At 57.3% G+C, this 22,401-nt stretch carries 11 protein-coding genes and 1 tRNA gene; 6 read left to right on the forward strand and 6 right to left on the reverse strand.

The window, feature by feature from the left end; all coding sequences use genetic code 11:
- Together PHD44_RS05780 and recN are read left to right on the forward strand one after the other, a co-directional pair.
- The coding region (locus PHD44_RS05780) for an NAD(+)/NADH kinase (RefSeq protein ID WP_300189108.1) at positions 1–885 on the forward strand (885 nt) is incomplete at its 5' end.
- A 9-nt stretch (positions 886–894) separates the two neighbouring features.
- Positions 895–2,559 carry a DNA repair protein RecN gene (recN, locus tag PHD44_RS05785; RefSeq protein WP_300189110.1) on the forward strand — a complete coding sequence of 555 codons (1,665 nt, stop codon included), beginning with the start codon at positions 895–897 and terminating at the stop codon, positions 2,557–2,559.
- Between the two features lie 219 nt (positions 2,560–2,778).
- Here the strand turns inward: recN and PHD44_RS05790 are convergent, their stop codons facing one another.
- The 3 genes from PHD44_RS05790 to PHD44_RS05800 form a co-directional block, all read right to left on the reverse strand.
- A complete protein-coding gene (locus tag PHD44_RS05790; RefSeq protein WP_300189113.1) occupies positions 2,779–3,732 on the reverse strand; it encodes a c-type cytochrome in 954 nt (317 codons plus the stop codon).
- Entirely contained in the window at positions 3,729–4,409 is a 681-nt protein-coding gene (locus tag PHD44_RS05795; protein WP_300189116.1) for a c-type cytochrome, read from the reverse strand. The genes PHD44_RS05790 and PHD44_RS05795 overlap by 4 nt, the downstream gene beginning before the upstream one ends.
- Positions 4,410–4,556: 147 nt before the next feature.
- Entirely contained in the window at positions 4,557–7,469 is a 2,913-nt protein-coding gene (locus PHD44_RS05800; RefSeq protein ID WP_300189118.1) for an insulinase family protein, read from the reverse strand.
- A 277-nt stretch (positions 7,470–7,746) separates the two neighbouring features.
- Here PHD44_RS05800 and PHD44_RS05805 point away from each other — a divergent pair, with 277 nt between their 5' ends.
- Positions 7,747–8,367 carry a flavin reductase family protein gene (locus PHD44_RS05805; RefSeq protein WP_300189120.1) on the forward strand — a complete coding sequence of 207 codons (621 nt, stop codon included), beginning with the start codon at positions 7,747–7,749 and terminating at the stop codon, positions 8,365–8,367.
- A 100-nt stretch (positions 8,368–8,467) separates the two neighbouring features.
- On the opposite strand, the gene PHD44_RS05810 is transcribed toward PHD44_RS05805, so the two are convergent.
- Complete coding sequence (locus PHD44_RS05810; RefSeq protein ID WP_300189123.1) at positions 8,468–9,496, reverse strand: hypothetical protein; 1,029 nt, start codon at positions 9,494–9,496, stop codon at positions 8,468–8,470.
- A 357-nt stretch (positions 9,497–9,853) separates the two neighbouring features.
- Between PHD44_RS05810 and rlmD the strand changes: the two genes are divergently transcribed.
- From rlmD to PHD44_RS05825, 3 genes are all read left to right on the forward strand, one after another.
- Positions 9,854–11,182, forward strand: a complete 1,329-nt coding sequence (gene rlmD / locus PHD44_RS05815) for a 23S rRNA (uracil(1939)-C(5))-methyltransferase RlmD (RefSeq protein ID WP_300189126.1) — start codon at positions 9,854–9,856, stop codon at positions 11,180–11,182.
- A gap of 78 nt (positions 11,183–11,260) precedes the next feature.
- Positions 11,261–11,351: transfer RNA gene (locus tag PHD44_RS05820), tRNA-Ser, on the forward strand.
- A gap of 182 nt (positions 11,352–11,533) precedes the next feature.
- A complete protein-coding gene (locus PHD44_RS05825; protein ID WP_300189128.1) occupies positions 11,534–13,210 on the forward strand; it encodes a bifunctional diguanylate cyclase/phosphodiesterase in 1,677 nt (558 codons plus the stop codon).
- Positions 13,211–13,496: 286 nt separating this feature from the next.
- On the opposite strand, the gene pbpC is transcribed toward PHD44_RS05825, so the two are convergent.
- Both pbpC and PHD44_RS05835 read right to left on the reverse strand, forming a co-directional pair.
- Entirely contained in the window at positions 13,497–15,911 is a 2,415-nt protein-coding gene (pbpC, locus tag PHD44_RS05830; protein WP_300189129.1) for a penicillin-binding protein 1C, read from the reverse strand.
- Between the two features lie 203 nt (positions 15,912–16,114).
- Positions 16,115–22,234, reverse strand: coding sequence for an alpha-2-macroglobulin (locus tag PHD44_RS05835; protein ID WP_300189132.1), 6,120 nt, complete (start codon positions 22,232–22,234; stop codon positions 16,115–16,117).
- Between the last annotated feature and the right edge of the window lie 167 nt (positions 22,235–22,401).

The following is a 22,401-nucleotide window of genomic DNA, read 5'->3' on the forward strand; positions in this document are numbered from 1 at the left end:
GCTTCGGACGCGCCGGTATTTCGGCGCATTGGCATCATCACCAAGCCCTACGCCGACCAGGCAATCAAGCGGGTGTTCCAGAAACTGATCAAACTGCTCGATCAGATGGGCATCGACTGGGCGCTGGAACAATCCTGCGACAATCCGGTGCATAAGCTGCCGGTGTCACGGTTCGACCGTGACCAACCGGACTGCGACCTGATCATCGTGCTCGGCGGCGACGGCACCCTGCTCAATGCAGCGCGCACGCTGAGCCAGTGGAATATCCCACTGATGGGCGTCAACCTGGGTCGACTGGGTTTTCTGGTCGATGTGCTGCCCAGCGATCTGAAACTCTATCTGGAGGCCATGCTGCGCGGCCATTACGTCGAAGATCGGCGCTTTTTGCTTGAAGGCACCTTGATGCGCGGCGAGACCCGCCTTCTTCATGCCATCGCAATGAACGACATCACCTTCAAGATGCGCGATCCGGCGCGCATGGTCGAATTCGACATGCATATCAATGGCGTGCTGCTCAACCAACAGCGCTCGGATGGTGTCGTGATCTGCACGCCCACCGGTTCGACCGCTTATGCGCTGTCGGCCGGTGGGCCACTGATTGCGCCCGACCTGCCAGCCATCGGCATCGTCTCGATTTGCCCGCACACGCTGAGTTATCGCCCCATCGTGGTCAGTGCCCAGCATGTGATCGAGATCACACCCAAGCCTCAGTCGCGCGGCGGCGGCGTGATGAGCTTCGACGGTCAGATCAACCACCCGCTGGATGTCGGTGATACCCTGGTCATTCGTCGGCACGATCACGATATCCGCCTGATCCATCCCTGCAACCACGACTATTACGCCCTGTTGCGCACGAAACTGTGCTGGGCGGAGCAAACCGGCTAAGTTTTCCCCATGCTGACATCCCTGACCATCCGCCACATCGCCCTGATCGACGAGATCGAGATTCAGTTCGCACCCGGCATGACCACGCTCACCGGCGAGACCGGCGCGGGCAAATCCATCCTGATCGACGCCATCGGCCTCATTCAGGGCGAACGGGCCAATACGCAACTGATTCGATCCGGCTTCGATGAAGCGGAAGTCATCGCGGTGTTTCAGGTTACCCCAAACTCGCCCGTGGCCGAATTCCTCGAAGAACAGGAACTGCTCGACGATGAACTCATCATCCGTCGCACCTTGAATCGCGAAGGGCGCGGCAAGATCTGGATCAATGGCCGCCCCTGCCCGGCCGCGACCCTCAAAACGCTCGGTGGCCTGCTGATCGACGTTCATGGCCAGCACCACAACCAGAAACTGCTTGAAAAACGCTACCAGCGAATGCTTTTGGACAGTTTTGCCGGGCTCACCGGGCCAACGCAGAAGCTGGCGCAACTGTCACGGGAACTCCGCCAGAATGAGCATAAGCTCGAAGAAATTCGAAACGCCGAACAAAGCCGTGAAGACCGCCGCGCCTTGCTGGCCTTTCAACTGGAAGAAATCGATCAGATCGACCCGCAACCGGATGAATTCAATCAGTCCCATCAGTTACTGAGCCGCCTTTCCCGCCAGGATGAGTGGCGCAGTGTGCTCGCCGCACAACTGGAACAGCTCTTCGATGGCGATGACAACGTGCACGACCGGATCGGGCACGCACAACAGGCACTCGCGCGAATCGCGGGGCTCGATGACGCCATCTCACCACTGATCGACGCACTCGAAACCGCCCAGATTCAGATAAGCGAGACCGCAGACACCCTGCGCGACCGGCTCGATTCGGCTGAAGACGATCCCGAACAACTCGAACGGGTTCAGGCCCGCCTCGACCAACTACACCAGTTGGCGCGCAAGCACCGCATTCCACCGGAGCAACTGGACGACCGTATCGCAGAACTCCGAGAAGAAGCCGCGCGTCTCGATCACGCGCAAGCAGACAGCGCCGCGCTCGAAGCCAGAATTCAGGCACAGATGGCCGACTACGACCAGCTTGCCGCCGAAATTTCGGTCAAAAGAAAGGCCGCCGCAGCGAAACTCGCCGCTGCGGTCACCGATGCCATCCGCCAACTCGGCATGCCACATGGGCAGATAGAAATCCCGATCACCCCGATGGCCGACCTCGCAGTACGGGGCGAACAGGGTATCGACGATGTCGTATTTCTCATCAGTGCCAACCGCGGTCAACCGCCCCAACCGCTCGATCAGATTGCCTCGGGTGGCGAGCTGGCCCGTGTGAGTCTGGCGTTCAAAACACTCACCGCTGCCTTCGATCCGGTGGAAACCTTTATTTTCGATGAAGTGGATACGGGTATCGGTGGCGCAATTGCCGAGATCGTAGGGCGTCATCTGCGTGCTCTCGGTCAGACCCTGCAGGTGTTCTGCGTGACCCATCTACCGCAGGTGGCCGCGCAAGGACAACATCAGATTCAGGTGCAGAAACACCATCTGGAAAGTGGCACCGTGACCGAGATCGTGCCACTGGACCACGCAGCACGTATCGACGAAATCGCCCGCATGATCGGCGGCATCGACATTACCGCCCAGACCCGGGCAACCGCTCAGGAAATGTTGGCTCGCAATTGAGTTCAAGGAAGATCTGCCAAACGCAGCGTTCCTTCGGGTAATCGGTATGACTCGGCAAATCCCCCCAGCCCCCTTTTTCAAAGGGGGGAGAATAAGCCTCCGCTTTTTGAGCAAGCGCACCTCCCCCTTTGTAAAAGGGGGAATGAGGGGGATTTAAAGAAACCCTGATCAAACGTGATTCAAGCACCAGACCATCAAAGCGGGTTAACGGCTTATTCCCTATTCATTAAACGGCTTCGGTGCACCGGTATCCCCCAATAAAACGCCGTTCACCTTGGTGCCGTACAGACTGTTTTTATTGTCGTGATATTTGGCGCGCGTGGCCGCTACGCTGCCTTCCCAGCGTGGGTCTTGCGGACGCTCATGTCCATCCATGAAATACGCCACATCCCAGGCTTGCTGTGGGGTCAGGCTATAGCTTTGACCATAGGGCATATTGGCGAAAATAAACTTGGCCGCATTTTTGATACTGCCCATGCCCGCGCCCCAGTTGAACGACTGCGCGCCCCACAAAGGCGGAAACACGACGGTGCCATTCACCACGCGGCCTTCACCGTTGGCGGCGTGACAAATCGCGCAATTGGCTTCATACACGGCCTGGCCACGGACGAAATCCGGCGCTTGCTTGGGCGCGGGAAAATCAGGGTAGCCTCGACCCGCTATTTTGGTGTCACCCGTCGGCAAGCCCTTGGCCAACCAATAGGAATAAGCCGATAACGCGACCAGTACATCGCTGCCGAGCGGCGGCATCTTGCCGTTCATGCTGTAGCGAAAACAGCCTTGCAGGCGATCTTCATAGGTGTTCACTTTCTTGTTCTTGCTACGGTAGGCCGGGTAGCTCACCCACGCGCCCCACAGTGGCGCGGAACCCGCCATCGCGCCGCCATCGGTATGACAGTTCACGCAATTGAGTGAATTACCCACATACTGCGGCGCGTACTTCTTCGATTCGAACATGATGTTGCGGCCCAATTGAACCATCTTGCCGAATTCGTCATTCGGTATGGTGGAAGGGTCGGGAGGGGTGAAGGTCGACCCCGTCAACACAGCGGCATTCGGTGCCGATTTGGGCGTGACCTCGACAGCAGCCAAACTGGCCATGGGCACCACGGCCACGGAGGCCAGCAGAATCGACGTCAACACAGGCTTGATTTGTTGAATGTGCTTGCTCATTGCGCGCCTCCGGCCTGATTCGTTTTGCCCATCACCGCTGCCTCTGGCTTCTGCGCCGCCAACCAGGCCGTGACTGCCTTGGTATCGGCATCACTCATCCGTAACGCGATGGTATGCATCAACCCCTGAGGGTCACCACTACGTGTACCATTTTTCCAAGCCGTAATTTGCTGATCAAGATAGGTCGCAGATTGCCCAGTCAAGGCAGGAAATGCAGGCGCCACGCCCACACCACCCGGGCCATGACAACGAAAACAGGCGGGTATTCCCGCCTTCCAGTCACCATACACGGCCAGTTGTTCACCACGAGGTTTCAAATCGGCGGGAACCGTCTGCGCAGGCGCGGCCATAGTGACGGGCAAGCCTGAGTAATAATCAGCCAGCGTTTTGATCTGCTCGGCGCTCAACGGTTTGGCCATGCCAGACATAATGGCGTTCTGGCGTTGCCCTGATGCGAACAAATGCAACTGCTCGGCCAGATAATCCGCCGGCATTCCGGCCAGGCGCGGGTAATGGGCTGCTGCCATGCCTTCACCCTGTGCGCCGTGACAGGCCGCGCAACTGGCCGCTTCGGGCGGCGGCGCGGCCCAAACAGCACCCGATGTTGCGGTTAGAATCACCCCGCAGGCGGGCCAGAACAGTGATCGTGATGAGGATAGGGAACGAAACTGGAACATGGTGCAACTCTCCATTCAACGACGCCGGAATCGGGCGAATCGAATTAAAAGGACAAGCTGCCCGAGAAGTACCCCGAGCCGCCCGTGTTATAAAATACTGCTTCCCGTCGGTTCAGGCCCGTCGGTTGAAACCACAATCTGGTGAGCTTAAATCCGCTCGATATGCAGACCAAGCCCTGTTAACTCATCTTCTTTCGTCGGACCGCAAAGCACGCCGATGGAAGCGGAATCCGGCTTCAGATAGGTTTCTGCCACGCGCTTTAAGTCCGCTTCGGTCACATCCAGAATCCGGGCGCGCATCAGGCGCTGCTGTTCGAGTGTGCGACCATGCAGACCATCAAGAAACGCTTTTTTCGCCTCCCCTGCGGGCGAACCGGGCTTATCGATGCTGGAAATGACACCGAAAATCGCTTCATCAACCGTACGGCCTTCGTGTGTATTATCCAGCAACCAGTCGATGGCTCGATCAAAGTCATTGAGCGTGTCGGTCAAGCGCGGATCTCGGTAGGAGAAGAAGCGAAAGCTTGCTGATTCAGAATCGTATCCCGCGCCACCGCCGTAGGCACCGCCCTGCTCACGAATGGCTCGGTGCAGATAACCGTTACGCAAAAAGCCACCCAGAACGGCCAGCGCGGCGGCATCTTCATGCAATGGCGGTACGGCGGCATGGGCTTTGGCGCAGTAATTCACGGCGAGGTTACCGATCCAGGCTTCGCGCACCGGTTGGTGCACCTTCGGCAGCTGGAAATGCTCGACCGGATTGCCATGCTGCATGACACGTTCCAGTGCGGGCTGAATATCGCCAAAATGGCGGCGTTCGGCAATCACGTTGTACTGACGCAAGCCGCCCTTGAGCTTGGCGTGCAGACGGGCCAATCGCTCGGCCACATCGTGGATGGCTTTGGGCTCATCGAGCGCGTCATCCATTGCCTTAATCCGGCGCACACCGGCGACACCGCCCGATTCATGGGTCAATTTGGCACGAGCCGACATCCCGCTGGAAGCCAGATTCATGGCATGAACGTGACCTGCTCCGGCAATACCTTGTTCACTGCGAAAACGAATCTGACTGATCAGATCACGAATACGGCTGGTTTCATCGAAACGCGCCGCGTTGAGGTGCTGATGGAACAGATCCACGAGGTCATCGGCATGGCGAACCAATGCCTTGCCGCCGAGCAGGAAAAACGAGCTCAGCTTATGCGCGTTGTCGAGATCCGGGCGAATGGATGATCGGGCAGAAAACCCGCCCGTACGGGCGGCGACGGCTTCGGCCATCTGCAGGTAGTCACGATCTCCGGCACCCAGTTCGGTCAATACGCCGCTATAAATCGGCAGCAGATCGAGCTCATCGTGGGTCAGTTGCGGCAAGTCCAGCGCGGCTTGCAGGTAGACCAAACCATTGGTGCTGCGATTGAACCAAGTCGATGTCGCCGGATGATGGATGATCTTTTCCGGTGTCGGCAAATCGATGTGTTCGGGAATATCCTCGCGCGTGACTGTCGGCAGGATGCTGATGTCATCGACCTCGGCCTGCCGCTCGGCCAGTGCCTTGGCTTGTTCGACTACCGCCTGTTTTTCCGCATCGGACATGGCAGCCTGCATGGCGGCCAGACGGGCCTGTTCGGCGGCCTGCTTCCTAGCAGACAATTCTGTATCGGGTTTGAGCACCACACGCACGCGGTGGGTGTTATCGAGCAGCAGTTTGCGGATCAGATTCGGGATAAATTGGCTATCAGCGGCCTTTTTGCGCAACCGCGCCAGCGCAGGCTCCAGGTCCAGAACCGCAATCGGGTCGCCATCGTGAATTGCGGCAGGCAGACCGTGCAGGATCAGTTGCAGGCCATAAGGCATGCCATCACCCGTCACTTCGCGTTGCGAGAGTTCGATCTGATGCAGTACCGACTCGATCATGTCCGCAGGCACGCCTTTTTCGGCAATCTCGGTCAAGGTATCGAGTACCAACCGTTCCACAGCCTCGGCGCGATCCGGCTCGCTGCCTTCGACACCGGCCACGAACACCATCTGCCGTTGTGAGTCTTCCAACCCCAGAATGGGCGAAGGCGAACCGCCCAGATCGGTGGTTTCCAGCACGCGCAACAACGGAGAAGCGCTGTTTTCGAGCAGTACGCCTTCGAGCAGTTGGGCTTCCAGCGCCGCATCCAGATCGGTGCTTTCGCCCAACAACCAGCCGACAACCACATGGGTTTTCTCGGCGGTATCGGGCTCATCGAGGGCGTAATTTTCCTCCACCACGCGCGGGGAAGTCAGCGCCTGCTCGATGGGCACGGCAGAGTTAGGATCGATACGGGTAAAGCGTTTTAGCGCCTTCTCTTCGAACTGTGTTTGCAGATCGATCACCGGCAAATTGCCATAGGTCATGAACACGGCGTTCGACGGGTGATAGAACCGCTGGTAAAACGCCTTCAATTGCGCGTAAGTCAGGTTGGGAATTTCGGCGGGCTCGCCACCGGAGTTGTAGTGGTAGGTTGTCGTCGGGAACAGCTCGCTCGTCAGCGTCTGCCACAGCACGGAGGACGGGTTACTCATGGCGCCCTTCATCTCGTTGAACACCACGCCTTTGAACGTCAGAGGTGTGGATGGGTCATCGGGCGTGGTGAATTCGACGCGGTGGCCTTCCTGCCGGAAATCGCGCTCGTCAATGCGGGAGAAGAACACCGCATCGAGATAAACATCCAAGAGGTTGTAGAAATCTTTCACATTGACCGAAGCGAAGGGATAGGCCGTCCAGTCGCTGGCGGTAAAAGCATTCATGAAGGTATTGAGCGAACGGCGGATCATCATGAAAAACGGATCGCGCACCGGGAAACGCTCCGAACCGCACAACACCGTATGTTCCAGAATGTGCGCCACCCCGGTCGAGTCTTCCGGCACCGTTCGCAACCCTACCAGAAAGACATTCTGTGGATCATCGGTCGCCAGATGGAAATGCCGCGCGCCCGTCGCATTGTGACGGTATTCATCCACCGTGAGATTCAAGGCCGCAATCGGCTGGGAACGAACAAAGGTAAACGCGGGGTGATGGATGCTTTCGCTCATTGAATAATGCCCAATTCGGTAAAACGTGGAAGTTGATTAGTGTAACTCAGCCATCGCTGCAAAACAGGCGACAACAACCAGTGTATGAGCAAACAACGACGATTTAATTCCCTGTATGACCTCGCGCCCCTCCCTGTTCTATGAGGCTCGTACAAAATCCGAAGAAACTATACCGCCCTATTTACGACCCATTCATGCAGCAGATCAGTTGATCGACTAACCTTCTCAGATTGCAATACTATCGAATACCAGAAGCCGATTCACAGAGGACCGCCCCATGCACATTGATCCCGCCCAGCATTCGAAGATGGACAACTACAAATTGCTGACCAACCTGGTCGTGCCTCGCCCGATCGCGTGGATCAGCAGCCTGAGTCCCGATGGGATCGTCAATCTGGCACCGTACAGTTTTTTCAATGCCATCGGGAGCGACCCGCTTTATGTCATGTTCAGCGTGGGCAAAAACGATGCGGGCGAACCCAAGGACACGGCCAGGAATGTCCATGCAAACGGTGAATTCGTCGTGAATCTGGTGACCGAAGAGTTATTCGACGCCATGAACATTTCTGCCGCGGACTTCCCTGCAACGATCAGCGAATTGGAGATCGCCAATTTGCACACCGCGCCATCCGAAAGGATCAAAGTTCCTCGCGTGGCGGAGGCCAAAGCAAGTATGGAATGCAGACTGTTCAGTGAACAACAGCTCGGTGCAAACACCCTGATTATCGGGGAAGTCGTGATGTTCCACGTTCATGACGACTTGATCGATGAGCGCCTGCATATCAACAACTTTGCACCGATCGGACGCATGGGCTCGCCCTCCGTGTATTGCCACACGACCGATCGCTTCGATATCGCCCGCGTCTCGTATGCGCAGTGGCAGCAAGAGCACTCGTGACCACGATCCGTGGTTTCGCAAAAGTACAGGACACCTGACTCGCTTCAAGCGAGCCCTCCCCATGGAGCAAACCCGGCTTGAAAAGAATCAGGCGTTACGGCTAACGATCCTGGCGTTGCCCTTGCTGCCGATAATCTCGCTGCGCGGCACCCTGGCCTCCTTGAATACCCCCCTGAGGTGCGCCACCAAGCTGACCCGCTCCGGGTTGTTGCCCAAGCCCTGAAGAATCCTGCCGCGGCTGAATTTGCTGAGGTTGCGGCTGCGGTTGATATCGCGGTTGAATCTGCGGCTGTAGCTGGTACCGCTGCTGCATCTGTTGTGGTTGATATCGGGGCTGCATCTGCTGCGGTTGAGGTTGCTGCTGCATCATAGGAGCAGACGGATAGGAGCGCTGATGCTCCATCTGCCGCTGATTTCGCTCCTGAGGCATTGGCTGAATTCGTTGCTGTTGCGGTTCGGGAACATAGCCTCGCTGCGCAGGAGGCTGAGCCCTCATCTGTTCCCGTTCGCGCTCCTGATAAAGCTGACGTCCCGCACGATCCTGAGGCTGATAACGGTATCTCTCTGCACGTAATTTGGGTTGCTGTTCCAGCCGAGGATATTTCGAACCGGAGTACTCCCGCTGGTAGTGTGGCAAGGGTGCAGGCGCCGGAGCCGCTGACCGATTCCACTTATCCCATCCGTGACGATGCTGTTCCCACTGAGGCCCCCAGTGCTCGCCCCAACGCGGAGGCGCATCGGGATGCCAGCTACGGAAATAGGCCGGAGGATAGCGGTAATAACGAACAGGAATCCGCAGAATGTACAAAGGCACCACATTGGGTGAAACGTAAACCCACGGCCCGTTGTACCAGGTGCTCTGGTACCAACCGTCGTCCCGGAAGACCCAGTACACCCCATCGTAAAAGAAGTAGTTGGTAGCCACGCCGGGGGCGTAATAGACCGGGTAGCCCGGAATCCGAACCAAGGACGGATAAACCGGTACATTAATGCCAATACTGACATTGCTCGAACGCACCACCCCATACTCCGGGTACATAGGCGCGCTATCGGGGTAACCCACAGCGACACAACCACCGAGCAATGGAACAGTAGCCAGACCCAACACAAAACGACCTAATCGGTTCATCGTATTCACCCCTCGTCCCAAAACTCATTGGTGACAGTCACTACACACTCGCTCATCGGGTAGGTACGCCCGCCTTGTGGTATCAATATGAGGGCGGCGTTAAAATAGCGCAAGATGAACAGAACCCGGCTCAGACACAGATAAAAAATCGCAACCAATTGAATTTAAAAATCTTTCCAAGAAATACCATAAAAAAACAGAACATCGGAATTCTGTATCAAATTGTAAATGCCACTGAACAGGTTGTTTCCTCAGAAATAACTCCGCTCCAATCCTTCCTCTTCCCCGACACCACAAACCCTGCTTCAATACCACCCCCAAACATGTCGCCGTCTCATCCGAGGAGCCTATCCAATCGTGCGAAAACCAAAGTTGCCGAAGGGTGAATTTCAAGCCCAAATAGAATCCCTTACCCTCGAAGGACGTGGTGTCAGCCATATCGATGGCAAGGCCACATTTATCGGTCGCGCGTTACCCGGCGAGACGGTGCGCTTTATCTACACAGATCGGAAAAAACACTTTGACGAAGGCGATACCATCGCCGTCGAACAAGCCTCACCGGATCGCATCACACCACCCTGCCCTCACTTCGACCAATGTGGCGGCTGCGCTATGCAGCATCTCACCAGCGAAAAACAACTGGCCACCAAAGAACAGGCGCTATTCGACCAACTGCAACGCATCGGCAAGGTTGTTCCAGAGACCGTACTGCCCGCATTAGCCCGTGCGAACTGGGGTTACCGCCGCAAAGCCCGGCTCGGCGTCAAATACGTACCCAAAAAAGGACGGGTAATCGTCGGGTTCAGAGAACGACACACCCATTTTCTCTCCGATCTGCAAAGCTGCCGCGTGCTTGATCCCCGCGTAGGCGAACGACTGACCGACATCGGCGAGATCATCCACAGCCTGGAAGCCCGTGAACGCATCCCGCAAATCGAAGTGGCCTGCGGCGATGACCGGGTCGCACTCGTATTCCGCCACATCGAGCCCTTGAGCCAGAGCGATAAGGAAAAGCTCCGGGCCTTTGGCATACAGGAAGGTTTCGACATCTATCTTCAACCGGGAGGCAACGACAGCATCCATCCGCTCGACAAGGCGCTAGTCGCCCCGCTGACATACGCGCATCCCGGTTTTCATGTCTCCATAGAATTCGCGCCACTGGACTTCATCCAGATCAACACGGACGTCAATCGGGCCATGGTTGTGCAGGCGCTCCAATGGCTGGATGTGCAACCGGGCGATCATGTGCTCGACCTTTTCGCCGGTCTCGGCAATTTCACCCTGCCCATTGCCCGCCAAGCCGCCAAAGTAACCGCCGTCGAACTCGATGAACCCATGGTCAAGCGCGGTGCGCAATCGGCCGCCGCCAACGGCATCACAAATACCGAACATGTCATTGGCAACCTGTTTGAACCCGATCCGACCCATCTCTGGATGCAACAAACCTACGACCGCGTCCTGCTCGATCCACCCCGTGCTGGTGCCGAAGCCATGATGCCGCATATCGCGCGTTTCGCCCCCGAACGGATTGTGTACGTATCCTGTCATCCGGGCTCCCTGGCGCGCGATGCCCACATTCTGGTACATCAACACGGCTACCGCCTGATCGCTGCGGGCGTCATGGACATGTTCCCGCATACCAGCCACATTGAATCCATGGCCGTATTCGAGCGAGCAAAGACATAAGTTTGTTTGCTAAAGCCCCGCACGATTGCTAGAATCCGCGCCACTTTCCTGCCCGTCTGTCGAGACGCGCGAAAAACTGGAGCGGTGTCCGAGTGGTTGAAGGAGCACGCCTGGAAAGTGTGTATACGGTAACCCCGTATCGAGGGTTCGAATCCCTCTCGCTCCGCCACAAATACCAATTAAGCCCCTGACTCAAGGGGCTTTTTTATTTGCCTATTTCAACACGCACTCTTGTACGCGCTTTATGAAAAATGCTTGATTGTTCCAAGGTACTGCAGCACAGTAAAACTGGGTTAATGTTGGGACGGAAATAAGGATTTTTTGCCATCTCTTCACAAGGAGTCGTTAGAAATGGTAGCCACACGTACATTCCAATGGCTTGATCGGCATGAGCGTGCGGTGCGCATCTTCATGGTGCCTTTCCTGTTGATATTAATGGGGATGGTTTATGCCCTGGTTTATGAAACGGGCGGGATCAAATTCGTATATTCCCATTCGATGTACATACCCATCCTTCTGTCGGGGTTTATGTTCGGGATGCGGGGTGGGCTTGTATTCGGGCTGTTGGGGGGGCTGATACTCGGCCCCTTCATGCCGATTAATGTAGCCACCCACGAGATGCAGGATACGTCCAATTGGTTGTATCGCACCGGATTCTTCGTTTTGATCGGTTTTCTCAGCGGCATGGCCAGTGATGGCGTCCGGTCGTATTTGAGAAAACTTCGTTGGTTTTCAAGACATGACCCCGAGACCAAGCTGCCAAACCAGAATGCCTTGTTGGACAAACTGATTGAAATAGCGAATGAGAAGCGCGATGCGAATTTCTTGCTGGTCATCGTTGCAATGGGCAAGGCCATGGAACTGAAATCTGCATTTGGTTTCAATGTGATCGATGAAATTATCCAGCAATCGGCGCAGCGCTTTGAAAAAATCGCGTTGGGCAAGCTCAGCGTGTACCGCACGGACATGGAGCGGATGGCTTTGTTTATTGAACTGGATAGTGGCGTACAAGTTGACTATCTGGTTGAAAAGTTGGCCGCGGTATCCCGGCAGGCATTCCCGTTCAGGAAAATCCCCATTCATGCTGATTTACGGATGGGATACGTGACTTTCCGCACGATGGAGGCGGCGCCCGAAATCTACATGCAGCAAGCAGAGTCTGCTCTGGTTGTTGCATACGAGCAGAATCAGGATCACATCGCTTTTGGCCCGGGAATCCGGCGCACCGTTCGGGACAACATGAAAACGCTGGGCGAGATGATCCATGCACTCGAAGCCGGGCAGCTATCAATGCACTATCAACCTAAGGTCAACATCGCGACGGGGGAAATTCATAGTGTCGAGGCGCTAATGCGCTGGCATCACCCGGAGCATGGAAACATCCCGCCAGATGTATTTATCCCTCTGGCCGAACAGAGCACGTTGATTCATTCAATTACGGAGTTTGCGCTTGAGCAGGCCATGCAACAGGTAGTGGAATGGCGGCAGCATGGCATCGATTTGCCGATCGCCGTCAATGTATCTCCCCGTAACTTGCTCCACCCCGGTTTCCCGGACCTGGTAAAACAAATACTTGCACGTCATGGACTTCAGGGAGAATCGCTAGAGCTTGAGGTAACGGAACGAGCCCTGATGGTGGATGTGGCGCGCGCGATTGAAGTATTGACCGATTTGGCCGCCACTTCGGTCAGTATTTCTATCGATGATTTCGGCACAGGCTTTTCATCGCTGCAGTATCTGTATCGATTACCCATTTCCTATATCAAAATAGATCAATCCTTTGTTCGATCCTCCCTCGCGGACACCAGAGCCGGGCACATTCTGGAAGCGGCCATTTCTCTTGCGCACAAAATGGGCATCAAGGCGATTGCCGAGGGCGTGGAAGATGAAAAAGTCTGCACCCTGCTTGAAACCCTGAGTTGCGATATCGCGCAGGGCTATTTGATTTCGCGTCCATTATCGGCCGATAAATTCAAAGATTGGTATTTGGCCCTGGAAGGTCGGTTTACCTGCCATGTCACGAAATGAAGCCCCGCCAGTTTCCTAGCTGATTGCATTCTTTCAACACTCAGTCAGGTATGCATCGATCACCAGACCGTCTTGTTCCAAACCTCGGAATCAACTGTCAGCGCATCAAGCACTTTTTCCACCGAGGCCGACAGCCTGATTAAATGCTGATTTATTCCATCCTTGGAATAAATCAGCGCACTCGTCGCGGTACACACCCGCGATGGCCCCAAGCGGGACTGGAATTTTGCTTTAAATTCTAAATAGTACCCAATATAGCCAAAGGGCCTTCGAACAAACGCCCACATCATGGCACTGCGGCCACACGGATTTCCCGGCTGTCTGCACGGCCATGGTCGTCCACGGCGCGCAGGGTATAAGTACCTGGCTGATCAGGCGTCCAGAACAAGGGCTGCCCTACTTCACTCTGCCCCAGGTAGCTGCGGTCAGCAAACCAGTAAATCGCTCGGACATCGGCATCGGTATCTGCGGTCAGCGCAATGCGCGATTGAGTCGGATCAGATAGCTGCAAGGTATAAACGCTACCCATCAAAGGAGATGTGATTTTCGGCACCATTCCCGCTACCGGGTTGCCATTGAACTGACAACTGGCGGCCTGCGGTGGCTTGGCACGAGCAAGCCCGGCGGCTGCGAACACCTGCTGCAAGTCACTCGGCCAGAATTCGAACACCTTACGTTCATTCCGCGTGGAATCGAACGGAGGGCAGACCGCCTTTTGAGTCGTCTTGTCCACCCAGACCGGGCGATAGACGGTATCGACCTTGATCGGCGACACACCGGGAATGAACCAGCTCTTGCCTCGGCGCGGACACCAGACGGTCGGGAGCGCACCGCTGGAAAGACAAACATCTACTTGCCTCAATCGTGCCGGGATGGTTTGAGGCAAGGGGCCAAGCCCGGGATTGGCTGCCTTCAGCGCCTCGACGATATTGAAGAACAGCGGCGCTGCCGTATCGCCGCCCACCAGCGCAGGATTGGCGCTGCCGTCGAAATTACCCAGCCAGACGATGAGCACATACGGCCCGAACACGCCAGCGCTCCAGGCATCACGGAATCCCGATGATGTTCCGGTTTTCCACGCCACAGGCAGGCGACTGGGTTGCCCGGTAGGCGACAATAGCGGCGGTGGATTCTGCCGCAGGATATCGAGCACCATGTAGCTGGCCGAAGCACTGAGTAGCCGCGTGCCCTGCCCTTTTGCCGAGTCGGGCGTTTGCTCAATTCCCTTCGCACCCGCGAGCATGTCCAGCGGTTGCAGCACACCCTGGTTTGCCAGCATCGCGTAGAGTCTGGCCATTTCCTGCATGGTCACTTCGCCGCCGCCCAACACCAGTGCCAACCCGTAATGCGCCTCAGGCGCCATATCCGACACACCGGCGGTTCGCAGAAAACCGTAGAAGCTGGGGTGACTGAGCTGGGCGGCCACATCCACGGCGGGAATGTTCCGGCTGCGAATCAGTGCCTGTGTCACGGTAATCGGGCCTTCGAACCGGCCATCGAAATTTTCCGGTGAATACGGGCCGAACGAGGTCGGCACATCGCGCAGAACCGTCGCGGGAATCGCCACGCCCTGATCGAAGGCCAGGCCGTAAATGAACGGCTTGAGCGCCGATCCCGGCGAGCGCTTGGCGTTGGTGCCATTAACCTGCCCGTCGATTGCCGTATCGAAATAATCGGCAGAACCGATCATGGCCTTGATACCCATATCCCGCGTATCGACCAACAGTGCCGCTGCGTTGTTGATGCCCTGCTGGCGGTTCTGGCGGACATAGGCCGTTACCTGACGCTCAAGCATGCGCTGCAATCGCAGATCGAGCGTGCTGTGCAACCAGTAATTCCCCATGCTGGACGACCCGTTTCGTCGCAGAGCAGCGGCAACCGTACGCTCCGCGAGCAGTTGGTCGACAAACCACGGTGCGTTGAATGGCAACTGGCTCGAACGGCGCATCAACAGCGGCAAATCGAACAGGGTCGCAACCGATTGAGCGGCTGAGTGGTGCAGCCGCCAGCGCTGGAACAGACGATTACGTGCGGCAATCAGGAACGGATTGGCACGATCCGTATCGATTTTGCCCCGCAGACTCGGATTCTGCGGCAACACGGCCAGTGTGAGCGCTTCCGGCAAGCTGAGGTCGGATGGCGGATGGTTGAAATACACCAGACTCGCCGCACCAACGCCCTGAATGTTCCCGCCGAAGGGGGCATCGTTGAGATAGGCCTCCAGAATCTCATCCTTGGAATAGGTCAGTTCAAGTTGTACCGCACGGGCAATCTGCTCCAGTTTTCCCGCCGGGCTGCGGGTATCCATGCGCCAGAGCAATCGCGCCAATTGCATGGTGATGGTCGAACCGCCCTGTGGATGGCGTCGCAATACATAAGTCTTGAACGCCCCACGCAGCAGACTGAACGGATTGAAGCCCGGCTCGAGATAGAAATGACGATCTTCATGCAGCAAGATGGCCTGCACGAGCAACGGCGAGATATCGTTCAATGGCGTCCACAGTCGATACTGCTCGTCGGCAGCCAACGTAAGGCGCAACAAGTGGCCGCGATCATCCAGTACGGCGGTGGATGAAGGCAACCACTCCGCCAATGGCAAATGCGGCCGGGAATGCAGCCACTGTCGCAAGCCCATCACGGCCAACATCGCCAGCAGAACAATCACCGCCACAGCCATCAGCCAACGTCGGGTAGATTTCAAGGCCACGTTCAAAAAGCTACTCCGCCCATTGCCCGCCATAAGCAATCCCAATGCCCCTAGGGCACCTCGAAAAACCTACTGCGCTGTCCGATTGCGGCGTCGCGTGCTCGTTCGCGCCTCGCCTATCTACTTGATATGTCTCGTTGCTCACTGCGCGGCTCCTTGCACTCGAACATGCTCGTGACGGTTTTTCGAGGTGCCCCCTAATTCAGGCTTTTGGTCGATGCGTCCGAGGGCGTATCGGGTGATGTTACAGTCAAAACCCCATCGCCCGGCGTATAGGCCCGCAATGTCCGGTCGTACATGGATGCGGCGTATTCGGGCGGCACGATGAACCGACCGGTATTGGTCGGCCGGATGCGGTAGATGTACTGCTGCACGTCACGGTTCGCCATGGCGTAAATGAGCACGCGATCTTCCCGTGGTTCGACATAGCTGACTTCCATATCGCTCCCCGGTTGGGCGAGCGGGTCATTTGCAATCATCGGTGCAGCGTCGTCGTCCGTATTTTGATCGGCTGTCCCGGCATCCGGCTCGTCTGAGGACTGCTCCGTTGACGAATCCTGAACCGACGGCGCGGGCGGTGGATTGCTCACCACTTCAAACCCGCCCGGCAGAATATCGACAATGGCCACATCGCCGACGGCCCGATCACCCAATGCGCGCAGACTGATGTGCACGTCGATGGTCTGGCCGAGCGCGACCTTCTGGATCGGCTTGCCGGATTCATCCGTATATTCACGCACGATTTCCAGCCCGTCCTTGATGGTCTTGGTCGGCTGTACACGGTCGTAACCGGCCTGCGACAGCGAATACCACGCCGGTGCAGTTGCGCCGTCCTCAGGGGCATAGGCAAAGCGCATCTGCGTGCTGTCTGACGCGAGATTGCCCGTCACTACAGCGCCATTCGCATCACCGAACGGTTGGAATACCGCGTCAGTGTTGGCATCGGCACCCGGCTTGGCGGCACTTTGCAGCAGACTCAATCCATCGGGTTTGGCCTGCCCCTGCGGCAGATCGGACAGCGCAAACAGGGTGAGTGCGGCCGAGAGCGTGTTGTACCGCCCCTGCTGGATCGGTTCGATGATGCGTATCAGCGTCGCTTCGGGCACCTTCGCCGCCAGCGCCGGGAAGTTCTTCTCGATCAGATACAACGTTTGCGCATCGGCAATCAGCGGATCGTAGTAATAGGCATAACGCCAGGGCAACCGGGCCGGACGCGGTTTGATCAGTTCATTGTACGGTGCCTGAATCAGCCGGTTTGCTTCGGCGTCCTGCTTGAGCAGATGGTAGGAAGAAGCCAGGTATACGGCCGCAAGATCGTTCTTCCAGACGGCCGGATAGCGCGTCTGCAAGCGCTGCTGCACGGAAGCAATGAAGTTGGTCGTCACTTGCCCCGAGGAAGTAAGTAGGTAAATGGCGAAGGCTCGGGCACGCAATCCATCCAGATCACCCAGCGATTCATCCGCCGCCATGCGCCGCAAATACCCCATCCCTCGTTCGAGCATATCGGCAGGCACGTTCAACCCGGCCTGACGCGCCAGAAGCAGGTAATGCATCGCATACACGGAAACAAAAGGATCGGCGACCGGTGTGGCCGTCCAGATGCCGAAACCACCCTCGCCGTTCTGCCGGTTGCGCAAGGTGGCAATCGCGCGATTCACCACCAACGGTGCGCGTGCCGCATCGGCTGCATTGAGCGCGAACTCGGGTCGTACCGCAGCAATCAACCCCGGCGTGGCGGCAGAAACCGTCTGCTCCGTGCAGTAGTTCGAATAATGTTCGAGATACGTACTCAGGCCGCGCATCATCACCAACGGCAGGAAGGAAACGGCTGCATGGCGTTCGGAGCGTTCGAGGAACAGATCCCGCAAAGGCTTGATGGTGACGGATTGACCCGGCGAGAGTCGACCCACGTCTATCTTGGTCTGGAACGGTACGGCGGGACGCACGGATACTTCCGTGCTGCGCATCGCCTGCTTCTCCTCATAAGTCGCGGTGAATTTCACCGGCGCCGATCCCAGATGTTCCAAAGCCTTCAACTTGAAATTCACCACACCGGACTTTCCCGCGGCCAGATCGATCATTTGCACGGAGTCACCCTGCACGGCGAAGGCGGAACCGGCGTTGATCTGCACGCGAATGGGCATGGTCTGATCGGGTGCGTCGCCGGTAGCCGGCAGGTTGTTGACGACATTCACGCTGGCATCGAACGCATCGCCCGGCGCAACGGCCACCGGCAGATTCGGCGAAAGCACAAAATCGCCGCGCACCGTGGTTTCGGTTTCATTAATGCCGATTTTTTGCGGTGTAACGGCCACCACCATCACTTTCAGTTCGCCATTGAACGAGTCGGGCACGGCATAGTGGAACGTATGGCGCCCCTTGACCGTGACGACGCCAGACCAGTACGCCACCGGCTGCTCATGCTTGCGACGGAAAGGGTTGAGCTGTTGCTGGCGCAATGTGTCGCCATCGCCGCCGGTCGTGCTCATGCTGGTGAGCTGATCGAACGAGGGCAACATCAGATCGAGAATCTGCGACGAATCGACCTGCAACATCCGCTTGCGGAAGAAATAATCCAGCGGGTCGCCAAGCTTGTAATTCGCCACTTGCAGAATCCCGGCATCGACTGCGAACAGGGCCACCTGTGCTGTATCGGCCGTGTCGACGGTCATATCCAGTGTCTGGCCTGGCTTGATGAGACTCGGCGTAGTCACGCTCACGGCTTCACGATGGGCGCCGAGATCGACCGAGAACGGAACCACCCCGTAACTCAGCGGACTCATGTAAATCGCGGAAGAGGACGGATCGCGCAGGAACTGCACATTGATATAACCGTTGCCCTCAAAGTCTTTCGGCACGGTGATGTGCTGCACGGAACTGGCCGTATCGCTGTGGAACCACACCCAGGCGTAGACCTTGTCACGCTCGATCGTAATCAGGCCGCTGCCCGCATACGGCGCGCGTACGGCCACATCGATGGTTTCACCCGGTGCGTAATCCTTTTTGTTCAGCGCCAGTTGCAATTCGGCGTTACGTTCCAGCGAACGGCTGACATTGGCATTCCCCGCCACGGTGAAATCGATACGGTTGAGTTGCGTACCCTCCGCGTCTTCGATCACCAGCGCATAACTGCCGGGCTGACTGGTCGGTAGCGGCAGGTCGCTGCCACCGGCGGCAATCGTCAGCGGCTGGCTGCTGACCGGCGTTTCCTTGAGTTTGGATTCGTACTTGAACACGCCGGAATCCTGCCGCGTGAGTACGGAAATATAATGCCGATCCAGAATCACCGCCTTGAGATTCGGCACGGCAATGGACTTGAGTTGGGGATTGACCGCCAGCACGTGAACGGCACGTTTGGCGTCGCGGTCGATGAAATCGAGATCGCCATCCGTCTTCACACCCACGAGATAATCCGCGCTCGACACCAGCGCGGTAACTGCGGCTGAGACATTCCGCCCGCTATTGGGCTCGAAAACCTGAGCATAAAAACGCAGCGAATAGGTCGCACTGGCGAAGCTGGAGAGGTCCAGCGGGAAATCCGCCGTACCCTTGTCGTCCGTCGTTTGTGTTTGCAGGGTTTCCGTGTATCCATCCTTGGCGCGGTGCGGATCGTAGAAGCTGTAATCGCGCCAAAGCGGGAACGATGGAAAAGCCGGACGCAGCGTCATCGTCGCCGTCACGCGACGGTGATCCGCCGCCGTACCGTACAGCGTATTGGCCTGAATCAGCGCGTGCAGATTGCCCGGTTTCACCCAGCCCGCACTCGCATCCGGCTTGAGGCGCGCATTCACGCGCGTCTGATCCGGCTCGAACTCCTTGACCTGCACGGTGGTGGAGCCAAGCAGGGTTTCGTCGTGGTCTTGCTTGATAAGGTAGAGATTCACCGACCAACCGCCGGTCGGAGCGGTTTCCGGCGTTGTGTAGCTCCACTGCATGAAACCGCTCTGATCGGGCGAAATGTGCTTGCGCGTAACCGTGAGACCGCGCGGGTCGACCAGTTCCAGCACCAAGGGCAAACCCGAAATGTTCTGCTGCCAGCTCGCCGCCCGAACGATCAATCCGATATGGAACTCATCACCCGGTCGGTACAACCCGCGGTCAGAGAACAGATAGGCGCTCAATTCGCCCGTACTTTGGGCGTTGGGCGCACCGCCGATATCGAAGCGGGAGAAATTCAGCATCCGGTCGCTGCTGCCGATGGGCAAAAAGGAGAAATCCTCGTTGCTGCCGGTCTCGCCCGGCTGCACCACTCCTTGCGGCGCATCATCATGAGACACCGTGAACATCACCGGTCTGAGTTCGCGCTTAAAGCCGCTCAGGGTCGGGAAGTGCACATGGCCGTCGCCGCCCGTGGTGGCAGAAAGCAAGGTTTGGCCGTTCTCGGCTATCACCTTCACGATGGCCCCGGTCACCGGCTGCCCGGTGCTTAACGATTGGACGAACACGTCGCGGCTACCATCCAGCGAACGCTTTGCCAGCAGGCCAAGATCGGTCACCACGATCAGCCGGCTGTCACCCGGTCCCGGTTGCTGATAACTTTCGGCATCGAACGGATCGGACGAATAGCCGCTATCGTCCTGATCCGGATTATTCGGATTCCATGCCGACAGTTGCAACAGGAACACCCCGCGTTTGCGGCTTGAACCCGACCCCAGATACTGTCCCAAATCCACGCCGGAATATACGGCTTTGGTCGGGTCGACGTTCGCCAAAGGCTCGACCTGGGTAAAACGCTGCACCAGATGATCCGGGCTGATGCTCAGCCGGGGATGTTCGAAATTGCCCTGATTCATCGATACCAGATGCTGCAACTGATCCGGCAACAGACGCGCAATACGCACACGCATCCCCGGCATGTTGCGCGCCACCACGGAAACACGATGATCACCGCTCATCGACAGCAAGGCACCCTGCCCCAGGAACTTCAACAATTTCGGATACGGCGGCACCCGCAATACGAAACTTTGTGCCTTACCCAGTTGATAACCGCCAAAGCCGGTCAAACCGCGATCGATGGAAACATACAACTGACGTCCCGGCGGAGCGGAAAAACGGAAGCCATGCACCCCGTCATAATTCCGCTCAGTCGGCTGAATGTCCAACGGCAAGACCTGGGAACGCGCTAGGACACTCTGGTTGATCCGCCCCGGATACCAGGAGTAATTCATTTGTTGCTCCGGCCCGTTGACTGGCAGCAACCAGGCTTTGACCTTCGCGTTCAATTCCTTGCCGGTCACGGGAGAAGTCGTACCGATTACCAACGTCTGGGTCGGCTCGAAACGTTCGTTATCCACCAATGTGATCGACGCGTTGTTGATGCCAAGACTGTACAAACCGGGAATGCTCGCCACGCCCGTCAGCTCCGTCGCCGTACCTGCGCCACCGCGTACACTGGCGATCCCCTTACGCAGGGTCAGTTGCATCAACTGCTCATCCAGCGGCAGGCTCAACGGCGCGGAATGCACATAAGCGTTCAGATGCCGCAGGTCGTAGGTGACGGTGAATTTCTGCGGCGGGCCCTCTTTGAGCACGTTTTTCTTGGTCGGATCCGGCTCGAGCATCGCGAGGGAAACGGCTTTTTCAAACGTCGCGGTATCGACCGGATAATTGAAGCTCACGCCAAAAATGGCCGATTTCTTCAGTGGGTCCTGCGGATCTTGATAGAACTCCCGGCTGCTGATTTGTGCCTGGAACGGCACGGTAGAAAAATCGAACTGCGTCTGCGCCAGACGCACGCCCTGCGTGGTAGCCGTGCCGGGCACGAGGTTCAGTCGATATTTTTGCCCCACCGGCCAATCTGCAGAAGGCGTGAATATCAATTCCCTATCGGAGTGCCACTCCCACTGGCCCGCCACGGGCGGACTCAGCTCGATACCCGCCTTCGCCGGCTTGCCAACCAGGGCAATCGGCGCAACCGAAGCCGAAAAATCGACAACCAGCGGCTGCACGACCAGTGGCGTCTGGGTGTAATCGGTTAGTGCTGGCGGCGTGAGCCGAACCTGAACCTTCGGCGGCTCGATGGGTTTCGGGCGATTCTGATACCACTGATAACCCCACCAGCCACCGCCCGCCAACGCCAACAGAACAACCACAATACCAGCCGTACGAACGGGCCACCTGACAGCAGCATCCACCAGACGCTGTAGCCATCGCGGCGCATGCCAGGAAACTGCTCCGAACAATGCGACCCATACCGTGACCAGCATCCGCCACAGGCCACCGAACAATCGGGCGAAACGTGAAGACTTTCTCGTGGCAACCGCCCCGGTTTCGGCAGATTGATCGGATACCGTATGCGACTCGGATGAATGCGACATATCAAACTTTCCTTAGTTTTCGTTATGCAGTTCCCACTAGGGAACCTCTGATTGAATCCTTCGTGGCCGAGACGGGCTTTTGAGGGATGAGTCGCAAGGCGCGGCGCGAAACGGGCTTGCGCCAGCTTAATGCGAAGCAGGCGCAAGCCCGCGTTAATGGTTATTCC

Origin of the sequence: Halothiobacillus sp. (assembly GCF_028710545.1) — a bacterium.
Lineage (GTDB): Bacteria > Pseudomonadota > Gammaproteobacteria > Halothiobacillales > Halothiobacillaceae > Halothiobacillus.

What these genes read in the sequence shown, in the direction of transcription:
- recN (WP_300189110.1), top strand. Translation starts at nt 895, where the DNA reads ATGCTGACATCCCTGACCATCCGCCACATCGCCCTGATCGACGAGATC.
- PHD44_RS05790 (WP_300189113.1), bottom strand. Translation starts at nt 3,732, where the DNA reads ATGAGCAAGCACATTCAACAAATCAAGCCTGTGTTGACGTCGATTCTG.
- PHD44_RS05795 (WP_300189116.1), bottom strand. Translation starts at nt 4,409, where the DNA reads ATGTTCCAGTTTCGTTCCCTATCCTCATCACGATCACTGTTCTGGCCC.
- PHD44_RS05800 (WP_300189118.1), bottom strand. Translation starts at nt 7,469, where the DNA reads ATGAGCGAAAGCATCCATCACCCCGCGTTTACCTTTGTTCGTTCCCAG.
- PHD44_RS05805 (WP_300189120.1), top strand. Translation starts at nt 7,747, where the DNA reads ATGCACATTGATCCCGCCCAGCATTCGAAGATGGACAACTACAAATTG.
- PHD44_RS05810 (WP_300189123.1), bottom strand. Translation starts at nt 9,496, where the DNA reads ATGAACCGATTAGGTCGTTTTGTGTTGGGTCTGGCTACTGTTCCATTG.
- PHD44_RS05825 (WP_300189128.1), top strand. Translation starts at nt 11,534, where the DNA reads ATGGTAGCCACACGTACATTCCAATGGCTTGATCGGCATGAGCGTGCG.
- PHD44_RS05835 (WP_300189132.1), bottom strand. Translation starts at nt 22,234, where the DNA reads ATGTCGCATTCATCCGAGTCGCATACGGTATCCGATCAATCTGCCGAA.